The organism is Myxosarcina sp. GI1 (assembly GCF_000756305.1).
In the GTDB taxonomy this organism is placed as follows: Bacteria; Cyanobacteriota; Cyanobacteriia; order Cyanobacteriales; family Xenococcaceae; genus Myxosarcina.
The window spans coordinates 14,630-33,257 of the sequence record NZ_JRFE01000015.1 but is presented as its reverse complement, the minus strand read 5'-3'; the positions used below and the strand labels follow the sequence as shown (position 1 = coordinate 33,257).

Annotated in this window: 21 protein-coding genes; 7 read left to right on the top strand and 14 right to left on the bottom strand. The window is 40.6% G+C overall.

Going from position 1 to position 18,628, the window contains the following annotated elements; translation table 11 throughout:
• Positions 1-7: 7 nt before the first annotated feature.
• The 5 genes from KV40_RS10765 to petJ all read right to left on the bottom strand — a co-directional run bounded on the left by KV40_RS10765 (position 8) and on the right by petJ (position 3,062).
• Entirely contained in the window at positions 8-241 is a 234-nt protein-coding gene (locus KV40_RS10765) for a photosystem II protein, Psb35-related (RefSeq protein WP_036481257.1), read from the bottom strand.
• 153 nt (positions 242-394) lie between these two features.
• Positions 395-964, bottom strand: coding sequence for a TIGR04376 family protein (locus tag KV40_RS10760; protein ID WP_036480976.1), 570 nt, complete (start codon positions 962-964; stop codon positions 395-397).
• Between the two features lie 47 nt (positions 965-1,011).
• Entirely contained in the window at positions 1,012-2,190 is a 1,179-nt protein-coding gene (locus KV40_RS10755; RefSeq protein WP_156114011.1) for a hypothetical protein, read from the bottom strand.
• Positions 2,191-2,370: 180 nt separating this feature from the next.
• On the bottom strand, positions 2,371-2,595 hold the full coding sequence (locus KV40_RS36680) for a hypothetical protein (RefSeq protein ID WP_081942827.1): 225 nt from the start codon (positions 2,593-2,595) through the stop codon (positions 2,371-2,373).
• A 131-nt stretch (positions 2,596-2,726) separates the two neighbouring features.
• A complete protein-coding gene (gene petJ / locus KV40_RS10745) occupies positions 2,727-3,062 on the bottom strand; it encodes a cytochrome c6 PetJ (RefSeq protein ID WP_216595596.1) in 336 nt (111 codons plus the stop codon).
• 250 nt (positions 3,063-3,312) lie between these two features.
• On the opposite strand from petJ, the gene petE reads away from it, so the two are divergent.
• Positions 3,313-3,672, top strand: a complete 360-nt coding sequence (gene petE, locus KV40_RS10740; protein WP_036480972.1) for a plastocyanin — start codon at positions 3,313-3,315, stop codon at positions 3,670-3,672.
• 229 nt (positions 3,673-3,901) lie between these two features.
• On the opposite strand, the gene KV40_RS10735 is transcribed toward petE, so the two are convergent.
• On the bottom strand, positions 3,902-4,813 hold the full coding sequence (locus KV40_RS10735; RefSeq protein ID WP_036480970.1) for a heme o synthase: 912 nt from the start codon (positions 4,811-4,813) through the stop codon (positions 3,902-3,904).
• Between the two features lie 178 nt (positions 4,814-4,991).
• On the bottom strand, positions 4,992-5,933 hold the full coding sequence (locus tag KV40_RS10730) for a heme A synthase (protein ID WP_036480968.1): 942 nt from the start codon (positions 5,931-5,933) through the stop codon (positions 4,992-4,994).
• A 488-nt stretch (positions 5,934-6,421) separates the two neighbouring features.
• Here KV40_RS10730 and KV40_RS10725 point away from each other — a divergent pair, with 488 nt between their 5' ends.
• The 3 genes from KV40_RS10725 to KV40_RS10715 all read left to right on the top strand — a co-directional run bounded on the left by KV40_RS10725 (position 6,422) and on the right by KV40_RS10715 (position 9,788).
• Positions 6,422-7,378 carry a cytochrome c oxidase subunit II gene (locus tag KV40_RS10725; protein WP_036480966.1) on the top strand — a complete coding sequence of 319 codons (957 nt, stop codon included), beginning with the start codon at positions 6,422-6,424 and terminating at the stop codon, positions 7,376-7,378.
• Between the two features lie 32 nt (positions 7,379-7,410).
• Complete coding sequence (ctaD, locus tag KV40_RS10720; protein WP_036480964.1) at positions 7,411-9,093, top strand: cytochrome c oxidase subunit I; 1,683 nt, start codon at positions 7,411-7,413, stop codon at positions 9,091-9,093.
• Between the two features lie 74 nt (positions 9,094-9,167).
• Entirely contained in the window at positions 9,168-9,788 is a 621-nt protein-coding gene (locus KV40_RS10715) for a heme-copper oxidase subunit III (protein ID WP_036480962.1), read from the top strand.
• Between the two features lie 179 nt (positions 9,789-9,967).
• Here KV40_RS10715 and KV40_RS10710 read toward each other — a convergent pair whose 3' ends face one another.
• Entirely contained in the window at positions 9,968-10,795 is an 828-nt protein-coding gene (locus KV40_RS10710) for a photosystem II manganese-stabilizing polypeptide (protein ID WP_036480960.1), read from the bottom strand.
• Positions 10,796-11,035: 240 nt separating this feature from the next.
• Here KV40_RS10710 and KV40_RS10705 point away from each other — a divergent pair, with 240 nt between their 5' ends.
• The 3 genes from KV40_RS10705 (at position 11,036) to rdgB (ending at position 13,609) form a co-directional block, all read left to right on the top strand.
• Entirely contained in the window at positions 11,036-11,383 is a 348-nt protein-coding gene (locus KV40_RS10705) for a hypothetical protein (protein ID WP_036480958.1), read from the top strand.
• Between the two features lie 131 nt (positions 11,384-11,514).
• A complete protein-coding gene (locus tag KV40_RS10700) occupies positions 11,515-12,978 on the top strand; it encodes a phosphoglucomutase/phosphomannomutase family protein (protein WP_036480956.1) in 1,464 nt (487 codons plus the stop codon).
• Between the two features lie 61 nt (positions 12,979-13,039).
• Positions 13,040-13,609, top strand: coding sequence for an RdgB/HAM1 family non-canonical purine NTP pyrophosphatase (gene rdgB / locus KV40_RS10695; RefSeq protein ID WP_036480954.1), 570 nt, complete (start codon positions 13,040-13,042; stop codon positions 13,607-13,609).
• A 15-nt stretch (positions 13,610-13,624) separates the two neighbouring features.
• Here the strand turns inward: rdgB and KV40_RS10690 are convergent, their stop codons facing one another.
• The 6 genes from KV40_RS10690 to KV40_RS10665 form a co-directional block, all read right to left on the bottom strand.
• Complete coding sequence (locus KV40_RS10690; protein ID WP_036480953.1) at positions 13,625-14,860, bottom strand: permease; 1,236 nt, start codon at positions 14,858-14,860, stop codon at positions 13,625-13,627.
• Positions 14,861-15,061: 201 nt separating this feature from the next.
• A complete protein-coding gene (locus KV40_RS10685) occupies positions 15,062-15,352 on the bottom strand; it encodes a hypothetical protein (RefSeq protein ID WP_036480951.1) in 291 nt (96 codons plus the stop codon).
• 52 nt (positions 15,353-15,404) lie between these two features.
• Entirely contained in the window at positions 15,405-15,752 is a 348-nt protein-coding gene (locus KV40_RS10680) for a hypothetical protein (protein ID WP_036480949.1), read from the bottom strand.
• Between the two features lie 50 nt (positions 15,753-15,802).
• Complete coding sequence (locus KV40_RS10675) at positions 15,803-16,243, bottom strand: heavy metal-responsive transcriptional regulator (protein ID WP_036481252.1); 441 nt, start codon at positions 16,241-16,243, stop codon at positions 15,803-15,805.
• A gap of 159 nt (positions 16,244-16,402) precedes the next feature.
• Entirely contained in the window at positions 16,403-17,197 is a 795-nt protein-coding gene (locus KV40_RS10670; protein WP_036480947.1) for a transporter, read from the bottom strand.
• A 21-nt stretch (positions 17,198-17,218) separates the two neighbouring features.
• Positions 17,219-18,538 (bottom strand): hypothetical protein, encoded by a 1,320-nt coding sequence (locus tag KV40_RS10665; protein ID WP_216595595.1) that lies wholly within the window; start codon positions 18,536-18,538, stop codon positions 17,219-17,221.
• Positions 18,539-18,628 lie beyond the last annotated feature (90 nt).

Genomic DNA, 18,628 nt, shown 5'->3' with positions numbered 1-18,628 from the left:
TTAAATTTTATTTTTTAGGAAGATTGCGACTGGTATAAGTATCCATAGCAACTACAGGAATACGTTCGGCATAATCGATTTCGCTACCAGTAAATGTTCTTGCCAGCCGTTCAAAAGACTCAGACTTTAGATTGCGTTCGTGGATTGGTTTGGTTTGTTCGCCTCTAAAATAAGCTTGAGTACCAATAACTGCTGCAGCTACCCAGCCCATTGCAAATACAGCAATTAGTAATGTAGTCATAATAAACCTCTTGTCTTTGTTAAGTTTTTTTTCTTTATGTAAATAAATGTAACAAAAAATAGTTAAAAATGCAACTTGGCAATTGACAAAATGCTGTAAATTGCCCAATCGAAGATCTTAAGTTGTTAAATTCTTTAAATTATTGTTGTACTTTTAACTGTTGAGGTTTTTTTTCATTTCCTCTAGTTCTGCATCTAACTCCCATTTTTGAAACTCTGCTTCTAAAGGATCGCTAGAGCGACTATAGTTGTTTGCACCTCGATCCCAACCAACGGTGTAGCTGCTGTCATTAGTTGTATATCGTTCTGCCTTTGCTTGAGACGACTGAGTGGCTACTTCCTGACGTTTGGCTTTGACTTGCTGGAGCAATTCTTGTGCCTGAACGATGCGGTTTTTAACACCCTGCATCTGTCCCCAAACTTGATTGCCCTGTCGCAATAGTGCTGCTTCTCTTTCTTGGGCGGCTTTAGCTAAATCGGGACGATTGGCAGTTTGAGCCTTGCTGACTCTGCTATGCCAGGTTTGAATATCTCGGGCGATCGCTAAAATTTCGTCTTGCAAACTTTTTTCTTCTAGCTGCAACTCGGTAATAATTTTTTGAGCGTCTCGTTCCTGTTCTTTTAACTGTTCCTCTAGTGCTTGAAATTCTAAATGAGGATTTTTGCGTAAAAATTCATCCAGTTGTTCTTCGAGAAAGCGATCGAGATCGTCAAATAAACCCATTGTAATGTTGTTAGAAGTCTTAGATTTGGCACTGCTTAATTCATATCTTAAAACTTTTCGCCAATACTAAGAGAACGAACTTCACCCTGGTTGTTAATTTGGGCTTTTTGGTCGGTTACAGAGTCTAAAATCCAACCGCTACCGTTTATTTCTTCACCTTGCCAAATTTGCTCGGTCGTTCCCTTAATTTTAAATAAAGCTGCCGATCTACTACCTAACTCCAAAACACCTATTAGAGTATGCTCGACTACTGGTTGCTCTATCTTTGCTGTTGCCGCTTGAGAAGTTGAAGTTTTAACGGATGGCGACTCTGGTACGGGTGTTGGTGCTGGCAAGGGTGGCGGTGAGGGGATTTTAACTACTTCTAGTGGTTCTGGCGGTTGTGTCGAAGGAATTGCTGTTGGCTGGTTTTCTACAGGAGTTTGAGGAGTAAATACGGGGACATAAACTACTCGCTCTTTTGCGGTTTCTTTAGCAGCGGCATCTTGTTGGCTGGTACTGTCTATTGCCGAGAGCGATCGCTCCATGTAATCGATAAATTCGGCATCTGACTTCGACAAAACTATTTGTTGTTTCCCTGTTAGTTGTGCTAGTAAATATCCGCTGCGATCTTTAAATAGCCAGCAGACAACTAAACTTAAATAACTTAAAGAAGCAACTAACAAAATTTTACCTAAGTAGTTAAGTTTCGGTTGAGGTGGTTCGTCAGTTGGTTCTGCTTGAAAAGCAGAAGTTACTTCTGATAAATCTAGAGCATAAAAATTTGTTGATGACTCCGATTGATACCACTGTGTGGCAATTGTAGAAACTGGTGTTTCGGATCTAGTTAGGGCAGAAGACGAGTCATAATCGGAACGTTGGCAGTCTTCTGAGAGCGTCTCAGCTAGAAGTTCTTGCCGATCTGAAATCGCTTGAGAATCTAAATTAGAAACTACATCGCGCTGTGCCCGTTGTCTTTGGCAATCTCGTTCTGCACGCTGCCTAAGTCCGAAAGACTTAGTTTGCAATCGGCGATCGCGAAGCGGATGACGGGCGGCATGCACGCTGGAGCGTGCCGTCTTCGCGTAATCGCGAAGGCGAGGCTCTCCAGAGCCTGCTGATGGAGCATCAGCAGACGAGCCCTCCCCTTCGGGCTTATCTCGCCGCCAAAAATTTGCTGAACTAGATAAAGCCAAGTTGTAAACGAAGGAAAATTTTTCCATTACCAATCGGCGTTTGACATCCAAAGTTATTTACTGAGTCACAATTATGAAAATTCACAAAGTCAAAAGAAATTCCGTGCGTTTACACGGATCTTCTCTAACTCATACAAAATAAACTCGAACTTTGGGTTGTTGCCATAGTAATTACTCAGAAATTCAACTCAACTATGCGATCGAACAGCTAGTATAATCACCCAAATATACTTAAATAATTATAAGTTCATCTTCTTCGACATCGGCTAGTCGAATAGCTGGTGTTTGCTTAGTTGTAAGCTTTGCAGTCCGTTCGGTAAAGGGCAGTTTATAACTCACTGGTGCGGGAATCATCTCACCGCGAAAATCTAGTAATTGAACCACGATTAAGTAAGCAACTGCAATCAAAATTGAAATTGCCCCCGTAATAATCGCTAGTAGTTTGCCTCTATCCATCTGGTTTGCCTCTAATCAAACAGTATTGTTATATTTTTATTGTTTCACAGTAAAAATATAATCCCCCAACTACAAGATAGAAGTTAGGGGTTAACAAACAATTTTTGGAAATTTGAGAGTGAGGGTGAATTTTACCAACCCTTTTCAGCTTGCGAAAGGACGTAAGTAGCTACATCTTCTATTTGCTGGTCTTTTAAACGCCCTTTAAAAGCTGGCATAGCATTTTTACCGTTGTAAATCTGGTTGGTAATAGCTTCTAAAGAGTCCATGCCATATTTTTCTAAAGCATCTTTTTGCAAGGTTTTATTTCCTTGAATGGCATTTTTACCGCCAGCATGACACGCCGCGCAGTTAGCACTAAATACTTTGGCACCATTAGCAGCATCACCTGCTAAAGCGGGAGTAGCAAATGTAAATACAGCAGTTATTAGCAATACGGCAGCTAATGATATTAGTTTACGCAACATCTTTTCTCCTCATAATTTTTTAAGCCGATCGACTCTACATTCTTATAAAAGATCGAAGGTGAGGTCAAAAGACGAGTTGTCAAAGTTTGACAATAGGTCAAACTTCTGTAGTAGTATTATTTATAGGGCTAACGTCGATAGCGAAAGCCCATTTAAAAAAAGTAGTAATTAGTTTTGTACTGCTTTTGTTCTTAAATTATTAGAACATCAAGTAAAAAAACTGATATAGATTGTAGAGATTCAAGCACAAATGACTAAGAAACTAAGTTTAATATTGTCCATCGTTGTCATAGCGATCGCTAGTTTTTGCTTTAACGTCAACCCCGCAGCGGCAGACACTCATGAAGTTAAAATGGGTACCGATACGGGTCAGTTAAAATTTCAACCTGAAACAGTAACTGTTAGTGAAGGTGACACTGTTAAGTGGGTCAACAACAAAATGGCTCCTCATAACGTTGTTTTTTCTGACGATCAAGTAAAATCTCACAAACAGCTAGCATTTTCTCCTGGAGATTCTTTTGAAACCACTTTCAAAGAAGCTGGAGAATATTCTTATTACTGCGAACCCCATCGTGGTGCTGGAATGGTAGGTAAAGTTATCGTTCAATAGAATGAGAAGCTATTTTTGAATTGATTTAGCGGCGGTTTGCTGTATGGTACGAGAAATGCTGCAACTGCCGCAATTAATTATTTTTTAGACTAAAAAGGGAAGTAATGTCGGTAGCTCTATATAGACTTTACTTCCCTTTTATATTTATATTTTTACGCCAAATAGTTTGTACCATTTAGCCATAACCAGTTAGTTATATTTAGTGGCGTTTTATCGATTTTAATTTTAGCTACCAAACTACGTATAGTAAGCGATCGGCAACCATTCCCGTACATAGCAACATCATATAGAAAATTGAGTATTTAAACAGAGAACGAGCCAGTTGTTTATCTTGCGGTAGTTGTTTGAGTTGCCAAGCTTTGCGAATAAAGACATATCCTAAATAAAGCGAGATCGCCCCATAAACTACTCCTAACTGATGCAGGGGATAGACGAATAAAAAAGTAAAGGGAACTACCAGCAAAGTATAGAACCAGATTTGGTTTGCCGTAACTATTTCTCCTTTTACTACTGGCAGCATAGGGACTTCTACTTCTGCATAGTCATCTTTAATCATCAATGCTAAAGCCCAGAAATGGGGAGGAGTCCAAAGAAAAATAACTGCAAATAGTAGCAAGGGAGTCAAGCCGATCTCTCCTGTAACTGCCGCCCAACCTACCAAAGGCGGAATCGAACCTGCCGCACCACCAATAACTATGTTTTGAGTTGTATGGCGTTTTAACCAGTGTGTATAAATCAGCATATAAACTACAATGCCAGACATAGCTAATAAAGCTGCCAGCAAGTTAGCCCAAAATGCCAGCAGTACGAAGGACAAAGTTCCCAAAACTAAGGCAAAAATCAAAGCATGTAAAGGCTGGACTCTCCCAGAAGGAATGGGACGTTTGCGAGTCCTGGTCATCGTGTAGTCGATGTCGCGGTCGTAAATACAGTTGAGTACCTGCGCCGAAGCGGCGGCGAGAGTTCCCCCTATAAGAGTAACTAACAACAAAATCGGGTCTACTCTTCCTGCCGAAGCGATCCACATCGAGGCTGCGGTCGTAATTAGCAGTAAGGGAATGATACGCGGTTTGGTCAATTGATAGTAGCTGTTGACAACTTGAAGCCAATTTTGATTGCGGACGATACCTGTCCCGAGCATAACGATTGTGTTCCTAATATACTTTGATTGTGGATTGTGTTAAGTGAGAAAAAGCGAAAAGTGTTGCTATTTTATCAATGAGCAATGAACAGAACTGCAATGAACAATTTTTCATTTACTATCCTCAAACCGATCGTCGTTCGTTGTTTAAGGAGAGGTAATTGCTTATTGCTCATTGCTAATTGTTCATTGATGAAGCGGTTTGTCTGGTGCGATCGCGCAGTGATAAAACGGTAAAAGCAATACATACACCTAGTAAGCTGGCTCCTACAGCTTGATGGGTCACGGTTAGCGGTTCTACTTGTAAATGAAGCTTAAATGTAGCAATACCGAGAAGAATTTGCAATGTCACTAATGCCGCAGCAGCATTAGCCAACTTTCTTAAGGTAGCGTGCAATCCTGGTGTCCGCCAGGCGAACCAAACTAAAGCTATTGTTGCTGCTGTAGGTGGTAATACGCCTAAAATATGACCGTTCATGACGTTACAAAGCTGAAAACCAGCAAAACACTGATGCAAAGCCCAACGAGAAGCTACTAAACCACCTAGAATACTTTGTAAATAAACTAAAATTGCTGCTGTCAAACCAATCCAGCTTAATTTGCCTGCTGCCTGGGTTCCTTTGTGAGGTATCAGGGCAGTAGCAATAATTACTAGAGTGCTAAAAAATAGCAGTGCCATACCTAAATGGGCAGTAACAATATCGAAGCGCAATAGTTGAGTTACCGTTAGTCCTCCCAAGACTCCTTGAAAAACAATGAGGAATAAGGCAAAAATTGCCGCTCCTGGCAACCAATTTGGCAAAACTTTTCGATACCAACAGGATAAACCCACAAAAGCGATCGCACTAATCCCAATCAAAGCCGCATCCAAACGATGAAACCACTCTAAAAACACTTGAAGATTCATTTGTTGGGTCGGTATGAGTTGACCGTAACACAGCGGCCAATCTGGGCAGGCTAAACCTGCATTCATCACTCTTGTGGCACTGCCAACCGCCATTAATAATAGAGTGGCAAACGCCATTTTCCAAACCAGGCGACGAATTAATACTACAGGTGAAAATGTGTCTCTAGCTTCTTGCTGTTGATGAATCTGTGGTTTGAAAACTGATTCGGTCATGGTACATAGATAGATAAACTTTTATCGATTGGAGCGGAGCGATCGCTCCGTTGAGTCAAATTCTAACGAGATTGCAGAACTTTTTATTAACCTATCTATCACTGTAGCGACGTTTTTCTAAGAGTTTGCTCCTTTGCAGTATTCTTCAGATTGATTTAAAAATCCCTTAATAAAATTTAACACTGTATAAAAGAAAGTTAAGTTTCGGCAAGTTGTAGAGAGCATCGCGCTACTAATACTAATTAATCGAGCGAGTCTGAAATTCTACGCCCGACATTAGAAATTTTTATTTACTTGGGTGATTTGCCTATCTATTTGTAATTTGTTTAACCTAGTAAGTAGAAAAAACCCTAGTACACTGTTGAAGCTATTCTTTAGCAGAAGATCGCATTTGAAACTACAGTTGTTACTTAAAGAGCGGCTGTAAAGTATTACAAATAACGCGATCGCGTTTTAGGATCGATAAAAACTACCAACCATCAATAACAGTGAATATTCCTAGCAATATCATTACCCTCATAGCAGGGATCGCTATGACCCTAATTAGTTTGTGGTATGGTCAAAACCACGGACTGCTGCCTATTGCTGCTTCTGCGGAGGCAGACGATGTAGACGGACTCTTCAATTTAATGATGACCATTGCCACGGGTTTATTTTTACTAGTAGAAGGAGTATTAGTTTACTCACTTGTTAAGTTTCGCAAGCGTAAAGGAGATACAACCGACGGACCGTCTATAGAAGGCAACGTTCCTTTAGAAATACTCTGGACCGCTATCCCTACAGTTATTGTATTAATCTTATCTATCTATAGCTTTGAAGTTTACAATACTATGGGTGGGCTAGATCCTATGGTTGCTAACGATCCAGGACCGCAAAAGCTCGCTCATAGTCACGGACACCATCAGCAGTTAGTTGCGTTAAACCCCGACAAAGATATCGCTTTGGGTTTGGGCGCAACTCCCGATAGTCCTCAAGAGGGAACACCTTTACAAATCAACGTTAATGGTATCCAGTACGCTTGGATTTTTACTTATGGAGATAGTGGCGTAGTTTCGGGAGAGATGCACGTTCCTGTAGATCGACCCATAGAATTGAATATGACTGCTGGTGACGTTATTCATGCTTTTTGGCTCCCAGAATTTCGGATCAAGCAAGATGTAATTCCTGGTAGAGAAACTAAATTAATTTTTACTCCCAGTAAAGTGGGCAAATACCCTATTGTCTGTGCCGAACTGTGCGGGGCATATCATGGTGGGATGAAAACCCAGCTATATGTTGAAACCGAAGCAGAATACCAAGAATGGGTTCAGCAAAATACTTATGCAGCCAACGATGACGAAAAATCTTTAGCGGTTAACCCCAGCCAGCAATCTGATGAAGAGTTTTTAACTCGCTACGCTACTGAAGTTGGTGTGGCGGTAGATACACTAGCTCAATTAAGATAATTCCTCCGAACGCAACGAGATTAAAAAATTATATGAGTACCACAGCAGAAGCAAATACCACTGCAACCGAGAATGGACAAAGCGTCCATCCTCAAAGAAAATGGCAAGATTACTTTGGCTTTAGCACCGATCACAAAGTAATTGGCATTCAATATTTAGTTACCGCTTTTTTCTTCTACTTCATCGGTGGCGCGTTAGCTGAAGTAATGCGTACCGAACTTTCTACCCCCGATCCCGATTTCGTGCAGCCTGAGTTTTACAATCAGCTTTTGACCATGCACGGAACGATTATGCTATTTCTATGGATCATTCCTGCAGGGGCAGGTTTTGCCAACTACCTAATCCCCTTGATGATTGGGGCAGAAGACATGGCATTTCCCCGTCTCAATGCCGTGGCATTTTGGATGATTCCTCCTGCTGGAATTCTCTTAATGAGTAGTTTCTATAACGGCGCACCGCAAGCGGGCTGGACTTCTTATCCGCCCTTGAGCTTAGTTAGCGGTAAATCGGGAGAAGAAATTTGGATACTAAGTCTTTTACTTCTGGGAGCATCCTCAATTTTTGGGGCGATAAACTTTTTGACTACCATTTTGCTGATGCGGATGCCCGAAATGGATATCCACAGTATGCCTCTGTTTTGTTGGTCGATGTTGGCTACTTCGGGGTTGATCTTGCTCGGTACCCCCGTTTTGGCAGCCGCTTTAATCTTGCTTTCTTTCGATCTGATTGCAGGAACGGCATTCTTTAACCCTTCGGGAGGAGGCGATCCCATTGTCTACCAGCATATGTTCTGGTTCTATTCCCACCCGGCGGTATACATTATGATTTTGCCCTTTTTCGGCGTAATTTCTGAAGTATTACCCGTCCACGCTCGCAAACCGATTTTTGGCTATAGAGCGATCGCCTATTCGAGTTTGGCAATCAGTTTTCTGGGCTTAATTGTCTGGGCGCATCACATGTTTTCTAGCGGTACTCCTGGCTGGCTGCGGATGTTTTTTATGGCAACCACGATGATTATTGCCGTACCGACTGGGATCAAAGTATTTAGCTGGTGTGCTACTCTCTGGGGCGGCAAACTCGACCTTAACAGTGCCTTGCTATTTGGTGTCGGTTTTCTTTCTTCTTTCCTCATCGGGGGCTTAAGTGGCGTAATGGTAGCTTCGGTACCGTTTGATATTCACGTCCACGATACTTACTTTATCGTCGCTCACTTCCACTATGTTTTGTTTGGTGGTTCGGTATTTGGCTTATTTGCCGCAGTATATCACTGGTTTCCCAAGATGACTGGACGTATGGTCAATGAAACCTGGGGTCGTCTTCATTTTGCGATGACTTTTATTGGTTTTAATATTACCTTTTTACCCATGCACCAGTTGGGCTTGCAGGGAATGAACCGCCGTATTGCCCTTTACGATCCCCAGTTCCAAACTTTAAACATGGTTTGTACTATTGGCTCGTATATTTTGGCTCTTTCTACTTTTCCTTTTATTATTAACGTAGTTTGGAGTTTGCTTAAAGGCAAAAAAGCTAGCCGCAATCCCTGGCGTGCCTTAACTTTAGAATGGCAAACCAGTTCTCCTCCAATCATCGAAAACTTTGAAGAAGAACCAGTATTGTGGGCTGGACCTTATGAATATGGTATCGATGAAGAAAGTATCGACGGTGACGAAGATTTAGACGAGATGCTAGCAGCAGTAAGTTCCGAAGGGCAGTAAATTTGGTAGGGACGACTAATTACAAATAAAGTGTCCCTACAAAAAATTTCTATAGTTAATTAGCAATAGTTTTTATGCAAGGTTCAGCTTTAGACAATCAATCTCAAATCGCGATCGATTCTCATCAGGAAGCAGCGGGTCATCACGGACATCCAGACCATAGAATGTTTGGTATTTATGTTTTTTTGGTATCCGACAGCATGACTTTTCTCGGCTTTTTCGCTGCGCTATTAATTTATCGCGCTACGATGCCCGTCTGGCCTCCAGAAGGAATGCCCGAGTTGGAACTTTTAGTACCAATTATTAATACTTCAATTCTGGTAGCTAGTAGTTTTGTAATGCACCGAGGACAAACCGCACTTAAAAATAATGATGTTAAAGGTTTACAGGTGTGGTTCGGACTAACGGCGTTAATGGGTGCTATTTTTTTGGGGGGACAAGCTTTTGAATACTTCAATGCTGAGTTTGGCTTGACAACCAACCTATTTGCCAGTTGTTTTTATGTGTTAACTGGATTTCACGGTCTGCACGTTACGGTAGGGGTATTGTTAATCTTATCCGTGCTGTGGCGATCGCGCCAAGAAGGTCACTATTCTAGTAGCGATCATTTTGGTGTAGAAGCCGCTGAGATTTACTGGCACTTTGTTGATGTAATTTGGTTGGTACTGTTTGTGTTGGTATATTTAATTAACTAAACAGATAAATATTTACGTATAGTATTTCGATACGGTTGTTTTATTAGAAAATGACCGTATTTTTTATTAGTAACGGTTTTCTATTAAAAACCGCAACTGGCGATCGCCAGTTGCGGTTGACACATGACTATATAAGTTAAAGCTTATTTAAAAATCTTAGTTCTGTAATAGTCAAACGATTATACTTTAGGTTCGACTCTTCCGTAGAAAATACCGCGAACTTTAACTTCTTCTGGTTCTTCTGCACCCAAGTCGGTAGCAGAAGGCTGCTCGCTTTCAAAAACGCCAGCAATCTCACCAGTTTCGGTATCTACTTTGGTAACGTTAAGAGACATACGACCTTTACGAGATACAAACTCTTTGACGTTAGCCCGAGTAAACTCTTCATCGTCGGCTCTTGCAGGTAGAGCTACGGCATTATCATAACCACTAGCCAAACTGCGTCCTTTAGGATCGAGAAAAACTTGACCGCGATAGGAAGGAACACTAAATTCTCCTTCAAAATCAGTAGAAGAGTCGATCGAACTAGAACCAGATTTAGAAGTAGCTACTAGCTCTTTAATTGTAAACAGAAAAGGTACTTCTTCACCTCCAGGAAGCTGAACGGTAGCAGCTTGGAAATCAATGCCGTCAAGTTCGGTAAAAGTCAAACTTCCGTCTTCGTTCGATTCAACCGTACCGCGAACCTGGTCTAGAGTAGAAGTATATCTAGTTAATAACTTACCTTGAATATACCCGGCTTCTTGTCTTCTGTTTCCTTCTTCCTTAACAAAATATTCTTTAGGTTCTAAACATAAATCGCGTAAGGTATAAGTTCGATCTGGATCGATAGCGATCGAACCGCGACTGCTATCTGGCAGTTGCAGACAGGTATTAGCAATTCCAGTATTTAAAATGTCATCGTATGTTAGTTCGCTTCTGTTAATATTTTTAGGGTTTTCGCCACAGGCTGTAAGCAAACCCAAACAAACTGCTAGAAAAGCAGCAATTATAGTACGATACCGCATGGTTAACCTCGTTTTGTCAATTCTCGATCTAAACATTAAGTACAAATGTAGTAATAGGCTAATATGTAAAATTTAGCCATTTTTATAGATGCTATCTACTGTACCAAATAAGCACTACCCATAATGCAATTTCATACCGATTGACAAAGCGAATCTCGATAACTGCAATTGTGTATCGAAACTCAATAACATAGAGTTAAACTGCAAAAAAGTAGATCTTTAATAAGCGATCTTGGACGCATGAATCAAAACCAAACTACAAGTGCCAGCAATTCCGATTCTATATTGCAAAAAACTACCAACGATATCTGGGCTTTGGCAGAAGAACATCGACAGGATACTCTGTTTCTTTTATTTTTATTACGCAATTTGGAAGCAATTCATCGTCAAATTCGCACTGAGATTTTTGAACCATCCCTACCAGAAACTCGAAATGCTCTCTATCAATTGGTCAAAGACATTGAAGAACAAGGAGGATGGCCTTACATAGAGAGAATGAAACTACGCGATTTACTAATAAAAATCGAACAAATCTCTCCAAATGAACCAGAAGTTGTGGGCGATACACAATCATCGACGGCAAATTAATTTAATTGTAGGTATTTTGAAAATTTTCAAGGGTTCTCGTACCTTGCGATATCACTTGCGATAACAATTGGCAAAGCTTTGAGAAACAGTTAATCTGAAGTGGTTATTGTAAACAATTTATATTTGAGATTATGGCTTTTACTGTCAATCCGATTAAATTTGGTACCGATGGCTGGCGTGGCGTAATTGCTGCTGATTTTACCTTTGAACGAGTAGCTATGTTGGCTCCTCTGGCAGCTAAAGTTTTAGCCGACAACTACAGTAACGTAGCAAGCGTTCGCGAAGCGTACCCTTCGGGTAATCGCACCGTTATTGTAGGTTACGATCGCCGTTTTATGGCTGAAGATTTTGCCAAAGTAGCAGCAGAAGCAATAACAGAAGCTGGTTTCGACGTTTTACTATCCAAATCTTACGCTCCTACCCCCGCTTTTAGCTGGGCGGCAAAAAGCCGTAATGCTTTGGGAGCAGTTGTCATGACTGCCTCGCACAACCCCGCAGCTTATTTGGGCTTAAAAGTAAAAAGTGCCTATGGTGGTTCGGTGTCGCCAGAAGTTACCAAACAAATCGAAGCGGTTTTGGATAAACCACTGTCTGCAAGTAAAGCGCCTGGAAAAATAGAATATTTCGACCCCTGGGAGAGTTACTGTCAGGAATTACGCTCTAAAGTCGATATTGCTGGCATCAATTCTGCAATTTCTGCGGAAAAAGTTAAAGTATTTGCCGATGTAATGCACGGAGCGGCAGCTACAGGATTAGAACGTCTTTTAGGATGCCCCATTGAAGAAATTAACAGCGATCGCGATCCCTTGTTTGGCGGTAGTGCGCCCGAACCCTTACCTAAAAACTTGCCCGATATACTTAGCACGATTAAAGCTGAGGCTAAAAAAGAATCAGATACTGTTAGAGTAGGCTTAGTTTTTGATGGCGACAGCGATCGCATTGCGGCAGTTGATGGAGCAGGAAATTTCCTTAGCTCGCAAATTTTGATTCCCATCTTAATCGAACATTTAGTAGAGCGTAAAAGATTTAAGGGAGAAATTGTTAAAACTGTCAGTGGTTCGGATCTAATTCCTTTGTTGGCTAAATCTTATAACCGCTCGGTCTATGAAACTCCTATCGGTTACAAATATATTGCCGAAAGAATGCTAGAAGCTGAAGTAACTATTGGCGGTGAAGAATCGGGCGGTATTGGTTATGGTACCCATATTCCCGAACGAGATGCTCTATTATCGGCTTTATATGTTTTAGAGGCAGTAGTACAGTCGGGAGAAAGTTTAGAGCAAATCTATAGTCGTCTATGTGACAAAGTTAATTTTAAAGCCGAATACGATCGCATCGATTTGCCTTTGGCAAATATGGATGTCAGAGCTAAATTACTCGAACGCTTACAAAATAATGCCCCAACTGAGGTTGCTGGTAAAAAAGTACGAGACTGTCTGGATGTAGATGGCTATAAATTTAGACTGGATGAAAACACCTGGTTGTTGATTCGCTTTAGCGGTACCGAACCAGTATTGCGTCTCTATTGTCAAGCTTCCTCAATGTCAGAAGTCCAGCGCGTTTTAGAATGGGCTAAGGAGTGGGCAAACTCTTAAGCAAACCATCGCCTGCGAAGTCTATTTAACTTCCTTCAAAATTTTTTATGTTGAATATCGAATGAGAAAATTAGTTGTAGCTACTGGCAATCCTGGCAAACTGCATGAAATGCAAGAATATCTAACGGGATTAGATTGGCAATTAGAATTAAAACCAAAATCTATAGATATTGCTGAAACTGGAGCTACTTTTAGCGAAAATGCTCGTCTTAAAGCCTGCGGAGTCGCCAAAGCTACAAACCAATGGGCGATCGCTGATGATTCTGGTTTGGCAGTAGATGCCCTCGACGGCGCACCTGGGATTTATTCAGCACGTTATGGCAATAGCGATACAGAAAAAATTACTAGATTGCTAAAAGAACTAGGAAACAATCTCAACCGTAAAGCTCAGTTTATTTGCGCTATTGCGATCGCTCGTCCCGATGGTTCGATCGCATTAGAAACAGAAGGCATCTGTCAGGGAGAAATTATCGACTCTCCTCGCGGTAACGGTGGTTTTGGTTACGATCCCATTTTTTTTGTTCCCCAACAGCAACAAACCTTTGCTGAGATGCCTTCTGAAACTAAAAATCGCGTAAGTCATCGGGGTATTGCTTTTGGGCAATTATTACCCAAATTTAAAGAGTTATAATTTCGCCCTATCCGTCTAAGTAATTAGAGAAACAATAATACCGCCAGCTAGCCAGATATAAGAAAGAATTGCCAGATAAAAAAGAACTTGTTCGACGATGCCCTTATTGCCTCCGTGGTGATGATGTTGATGCTGCTGTTGCTTATCACCACCGAAACGCAACCAGGTTAAAATCCCCGTTATCACTAAGAAAATAAGATTGAGCCAAAAAGTATAGTCAATAGCAAAACGCTCTGTCTGCGCCGCGCTTTGTCCGCCACTATTTTGCGGTAATAAGCCAAACAAAGCAAATCCGTAGTGCATGATAATCGCCGTCGCTATCAATGCTGCTAAAAAGACACCGAGAATATATAATGCTAGCTTCCAGCCATAATATTTAGCATTAACGCGAATTACTGGAAAAACTACCAGATCGCTAAAAATAAATGCCATTACCCCTGCAAAACTGACCCCGTTGCTATAGAGAATAGAGGCTAAGGGAATATTACCCATCGAACCGATAAAGGTAAAAAAAGCAGCTACAGGACCAACAATAGTATGTTCTAAAATTGCGAAAAAACCTGGGTTACTATTTTGTCCCGAACCGATAAATAAAGTTTGAAAAAAAGCGGTAGGAACAAAAGCGGCAATAACTCCCGCAATAGTAAAGCCAAAAGTAACATCTTTCCACACCATACCCCATTCCATAAAGTAATGACGTGCTACTTGCTTCCATGCTTGCTTGCTGGTAATTCTCTCTTTCCAGTCGGGAATATCTTTATCATTCTTCTCTTTTCCTTCTTCGTCGTTTAACTTTCTGCGAACTTTTCTAATTAATTCTTTAGGACGAGTAAAACGCACAATTTGCCAAGTCAGAATAATTAGTATCAAACCACCTAAATATTCACCAACTACAAATTGCCAGCCAAGAAAAATAGCAATAATAAAGCCTAATTCGATTACTAAATTAGTCGAAGCTAACAGAAAAGCCAAAGCAGGAACGAACCCCGCACCTTTTTTAAATAAAGACTTGGTAGTAGCTAATGCCGCAAAGCTACAGGAACTAGAGATAAAACCAAAGAACGTACCTAAAGCAATACTTTTTTTACCCGCTTCTCCCATCGTCTGTTTCATGCGTTCGCGAGTGACAAAAACTTGAATTGCGCTACTGACAATATAGCCGAGAATAAACGCCCACAACGCTTTCCAGAAAAAGCTTAGAGAAGTTAGAACTGCTTCGCTGTAAGTACTTAAAAATCCGCTATCGTTCATTAGAAATAACTAATTCGATTGTGATTATCTATCAAAACCAACATAAACTCTATAGCTAACTATAGAGTCAAGGGAATGTCTAACTATTGCCCAAATCTTTGTCAATCTTTACCAAAGCTCTAGGAAATAGTTACACAAAAACAGTGAAAGCCTTAATATGAATTTCGCTGCGAACAAAAATGTTGCTTAACTAACCACCATTTATTTGCGTAAATTTCTAGCTTTTTTATTTATTTGCAACCACATTGCAATTCCCGTAATAGCTAAAAACAAAACTCCAAAAGCATTTAACAAAGGATAAACAAATTCTAAATTTATGCTGCCGAACTTGCCTCTATGTAATTCTAAAAGCCAGAGAAAGTCGTCACTTTTACCCGTAATTACTGCTATTTGAAATAGCGAGCCAGTAATTGCCGTCAAAAATATTGGCACAAACATAAGTGGAGCCAATATGTAGTGAAAATGGCGCAAACGAGCTTTATTAATTGCCATGAAAAATAATTTATTTATACAAAATTTACGATTTTTTCTTACGCTTGTTCTGCTATTTATGCAGCCATTTTTTTAATCCGATTAGTAAAAAAGGACTAGCGATTAATAAAGTAAAGATAGACTCTCCAAATCCTGTAACTAAAGTTGCAGCGTCTAAATTTGATGTTTCTGTAGACGTTAAAGATTCTGTTTTTCTTTCTGTGTCGAGCTTAGTTTCTGGAGTTTCTAAAACCTGTTTTTCGGATGCAGAATTTGAGCCAGGTGTAACAGTTTGAGAATCGTTGGAATTATGTTTAATATCGTCGTGTTGAGCTTCAGTAGGCGACTGTTTGGTTTTTTCTGTTGGACTGGATTGTTGATGATTGACTCCATTGTGAGCAATTAAAGACTGAAAACTCATTTTTTAACCTCGAATTGAAAACTACTAAAAGCCATTTTAGGTAAGTGGAATTAGTTTAGTGATGCAGAATGCAAAGATACACTAGAAATTAGAGGACAAACTTCTTGAGGCTTTGATTCGGGACTGGGGTTATTTGTCCAAGCACTGCGATATTCTTCTAATTCGGCTTTAAACAAAGTCATTTGCTTTATTTGAATTTCTAACTGCTTTATTTTGTTATTTAATAAGCTTTGTACTAAGCTACAGGGTTTTTCTCCTCTATCTCTTACATCTAAAATTTGCTTGATTTCTTCAAGAGTAAACCCCAGAGTTTGAGCTTTTTTAATAAATTCTACTTGTTGACTGGCATCATGACTGTAGTAACGATATCCATTGTCCCCTCTTTGCACTGGTTGTAGAAGTCCTAAATCGCTGTAGTAACGAAGGGTTCCCACTGCTAAACCCGTCTGCTTGGCTAGTTCGCCAATTTTCAGAAAAGTTGCTTCGTTCATGATTACTTTAGTATTTTCTTCTACCATCATTTTAAACTAAACCCTCAAGTTTACTTGAGAGTATAAGTAGTGTAATAAACATTAATCTGTTGGAACAAAAACTTCGAGATTTACTTCGATCGAATAAGTTTTATCTCAGGCTTGGCAAGAATTACGAGTTTAAAAAGCAAAAGAATAACCAGCTACCAAACGTAACTCATTTGTTTCGCCCTCTTCCCCTGCGATGTCACCCAAGATGCCAAAATCGAGAACACTTTGATAGCCTATCTGTTGGCGTAAACCCACTCCTAATGTAACTACTGCACCATCGTCTTCTGCTTCGCTACCTCTTACTCCTGCTTGCGCTAAAAAAGTACGGGTAAAATTTGTCGAATAGCCTATGGGTCGGGAATAACCCAAAATTACTCCAGGAACAAAAGAGCGATCGCCATCTTCAGTAGCGGTAGCAAGATTAGCATCTAAATTGAGATGGAGGCGATTATACTGTCCTACAGTTTTGCTGGCAATTCCTCGCAGGCGAAAATCTACACCTTCTGAATCATTTCCTGTGGGAAAAGCTGCATCACCCCGCAGGGCAAAAGCAGGAGTATTATTGTATTCGCGGTTGAAGTTATGTAACACTCCTACAGATAGATCGCCAATACTAAATTCTGTCTCATCACTATCTTCTTCAATACTAGGATCGATCCCAATATTAAGATGGGTATTGGGCGCAAAACCGTAGAGATACTCGATTTCAAATTCACCTCCTACAGATTCACCTTCAGGAATAGTCAAAGCTGCACCCAAATCTAAAGCCTGTTCGCGAAAACCAATGGAGTCGGCATCATCAAAATCGAGAGGGCGATTGGCATCAAGATTATTGTGATCCACTGCCAGAGAGCGATCTGCTACAGACATGGTAGCAGCGATCGCACCTAGCAAGACTAAGAAAGAAAATTCTATTCTAGGCATTAAAGTCAAATTGTTTGGTAATTAATTTTGGGTTGAGTCTTTAGCAGGAGTCATTTGATGCTGCATCATCTGGGAATCATCTTGCCCGTGATTCATCTGGTGATTCATCTCAGAATTATCTTCATGATTCATTTGATGGTTCATCATCTCAGGAGTTTCTTGCCCGTGATTCATCTGGTGGTTCATCTCAGAATTATCTTCATGGTTCATCATCTCAGGGGTTTCTTGCCCGTGATTCATCTGATGTTCAAAACCTTTAATATCTCCCATCCAGCCCATTCCAGGCATCCCTGCCATAAAACGATGGTCGTGTAGTTTATTGTTACCGTAGGTTTTGCCAGCTTCCATGCCTTCGTGATTGGCAGCCATTACTAGCCAAATCGCTCGTTGAATTTGTTCTTCTTGCTGTTTCTCGCTCATCCATTCCGAAGCTAAGACATCGTTTACCATGTCGTGCAGCATATGGAGATTGTCGAAAGTATTGGCAATTTCGGGAAAACGTTGGGCAAAACGCGGACTAACCTCGGCAAACATAGGCATAAAAAGGCGATCTGTGCGATATAGTTCTACCTGGTGATACTGTTTGCCCATTGATTTATAGGCTTGTTGTTGTTCCTTTAAAGTTTTGCCATATAGCAAGTCATACATCGAGCCTTGCAACCAGTGATAACCCCAAAATAACCCGTTAACTTTAGGATATTGTTCGCGAAATTCTTTGGAGTAAGGTTGAGAATCGAGATAACCCATATTCATCGGCAACCCCGTAATGGCATAAGGTACGTTGTCGAGATAAAACTGATAGAGTGCTTCGATCTCCGCCTCTTTTTCTATATCGGTCATTTCCGTATTTGCCAACACATCCACTGTTTGAAAGTGAAGAATATGCGCCCAGTCAAATACCTGTTCTAGTACGCCATATTTGCGACCGAAAGTAGGAGAAATATTTGCTTCATCGGGCATAAAGGGAGGAGGATTTTTGAGAACGCCATCTATCTTCTCAAAGGTTTTAGTCTCTAATTCTTGGGCTTTACCAGTTACCAAATCTTCATAAGCAAAAGCATGACCAACAGCCACCGCATTTAAATCTAAAGCCAGAGGACGAACATTGTAAATATCATCGTTATACTTGCCCCGCTTGCGATAAATGTGGTTTTTGTCCTTATTATTCATCCATTTGGGTAGATTGCTTGGTAGGGGTGGCAAATTCCTAACCGATCGTGTCGGCATTTGCATATTGTGATGTTCGTGAGATGATTGTGCTACTGCTGGCAACAAACCCGTAGCTAAAAAAGATAGTGCGATCGCACTACTAGCAATTTTATTGAGGAAATAACTAGGCATATACAGAAGTAAACCAACTATTTTTTAGAGTTTTAAAACAGATCGTAGAGAATTCTCCAGCAAAACTAGAGATTAAAGATCGAGCAAAGC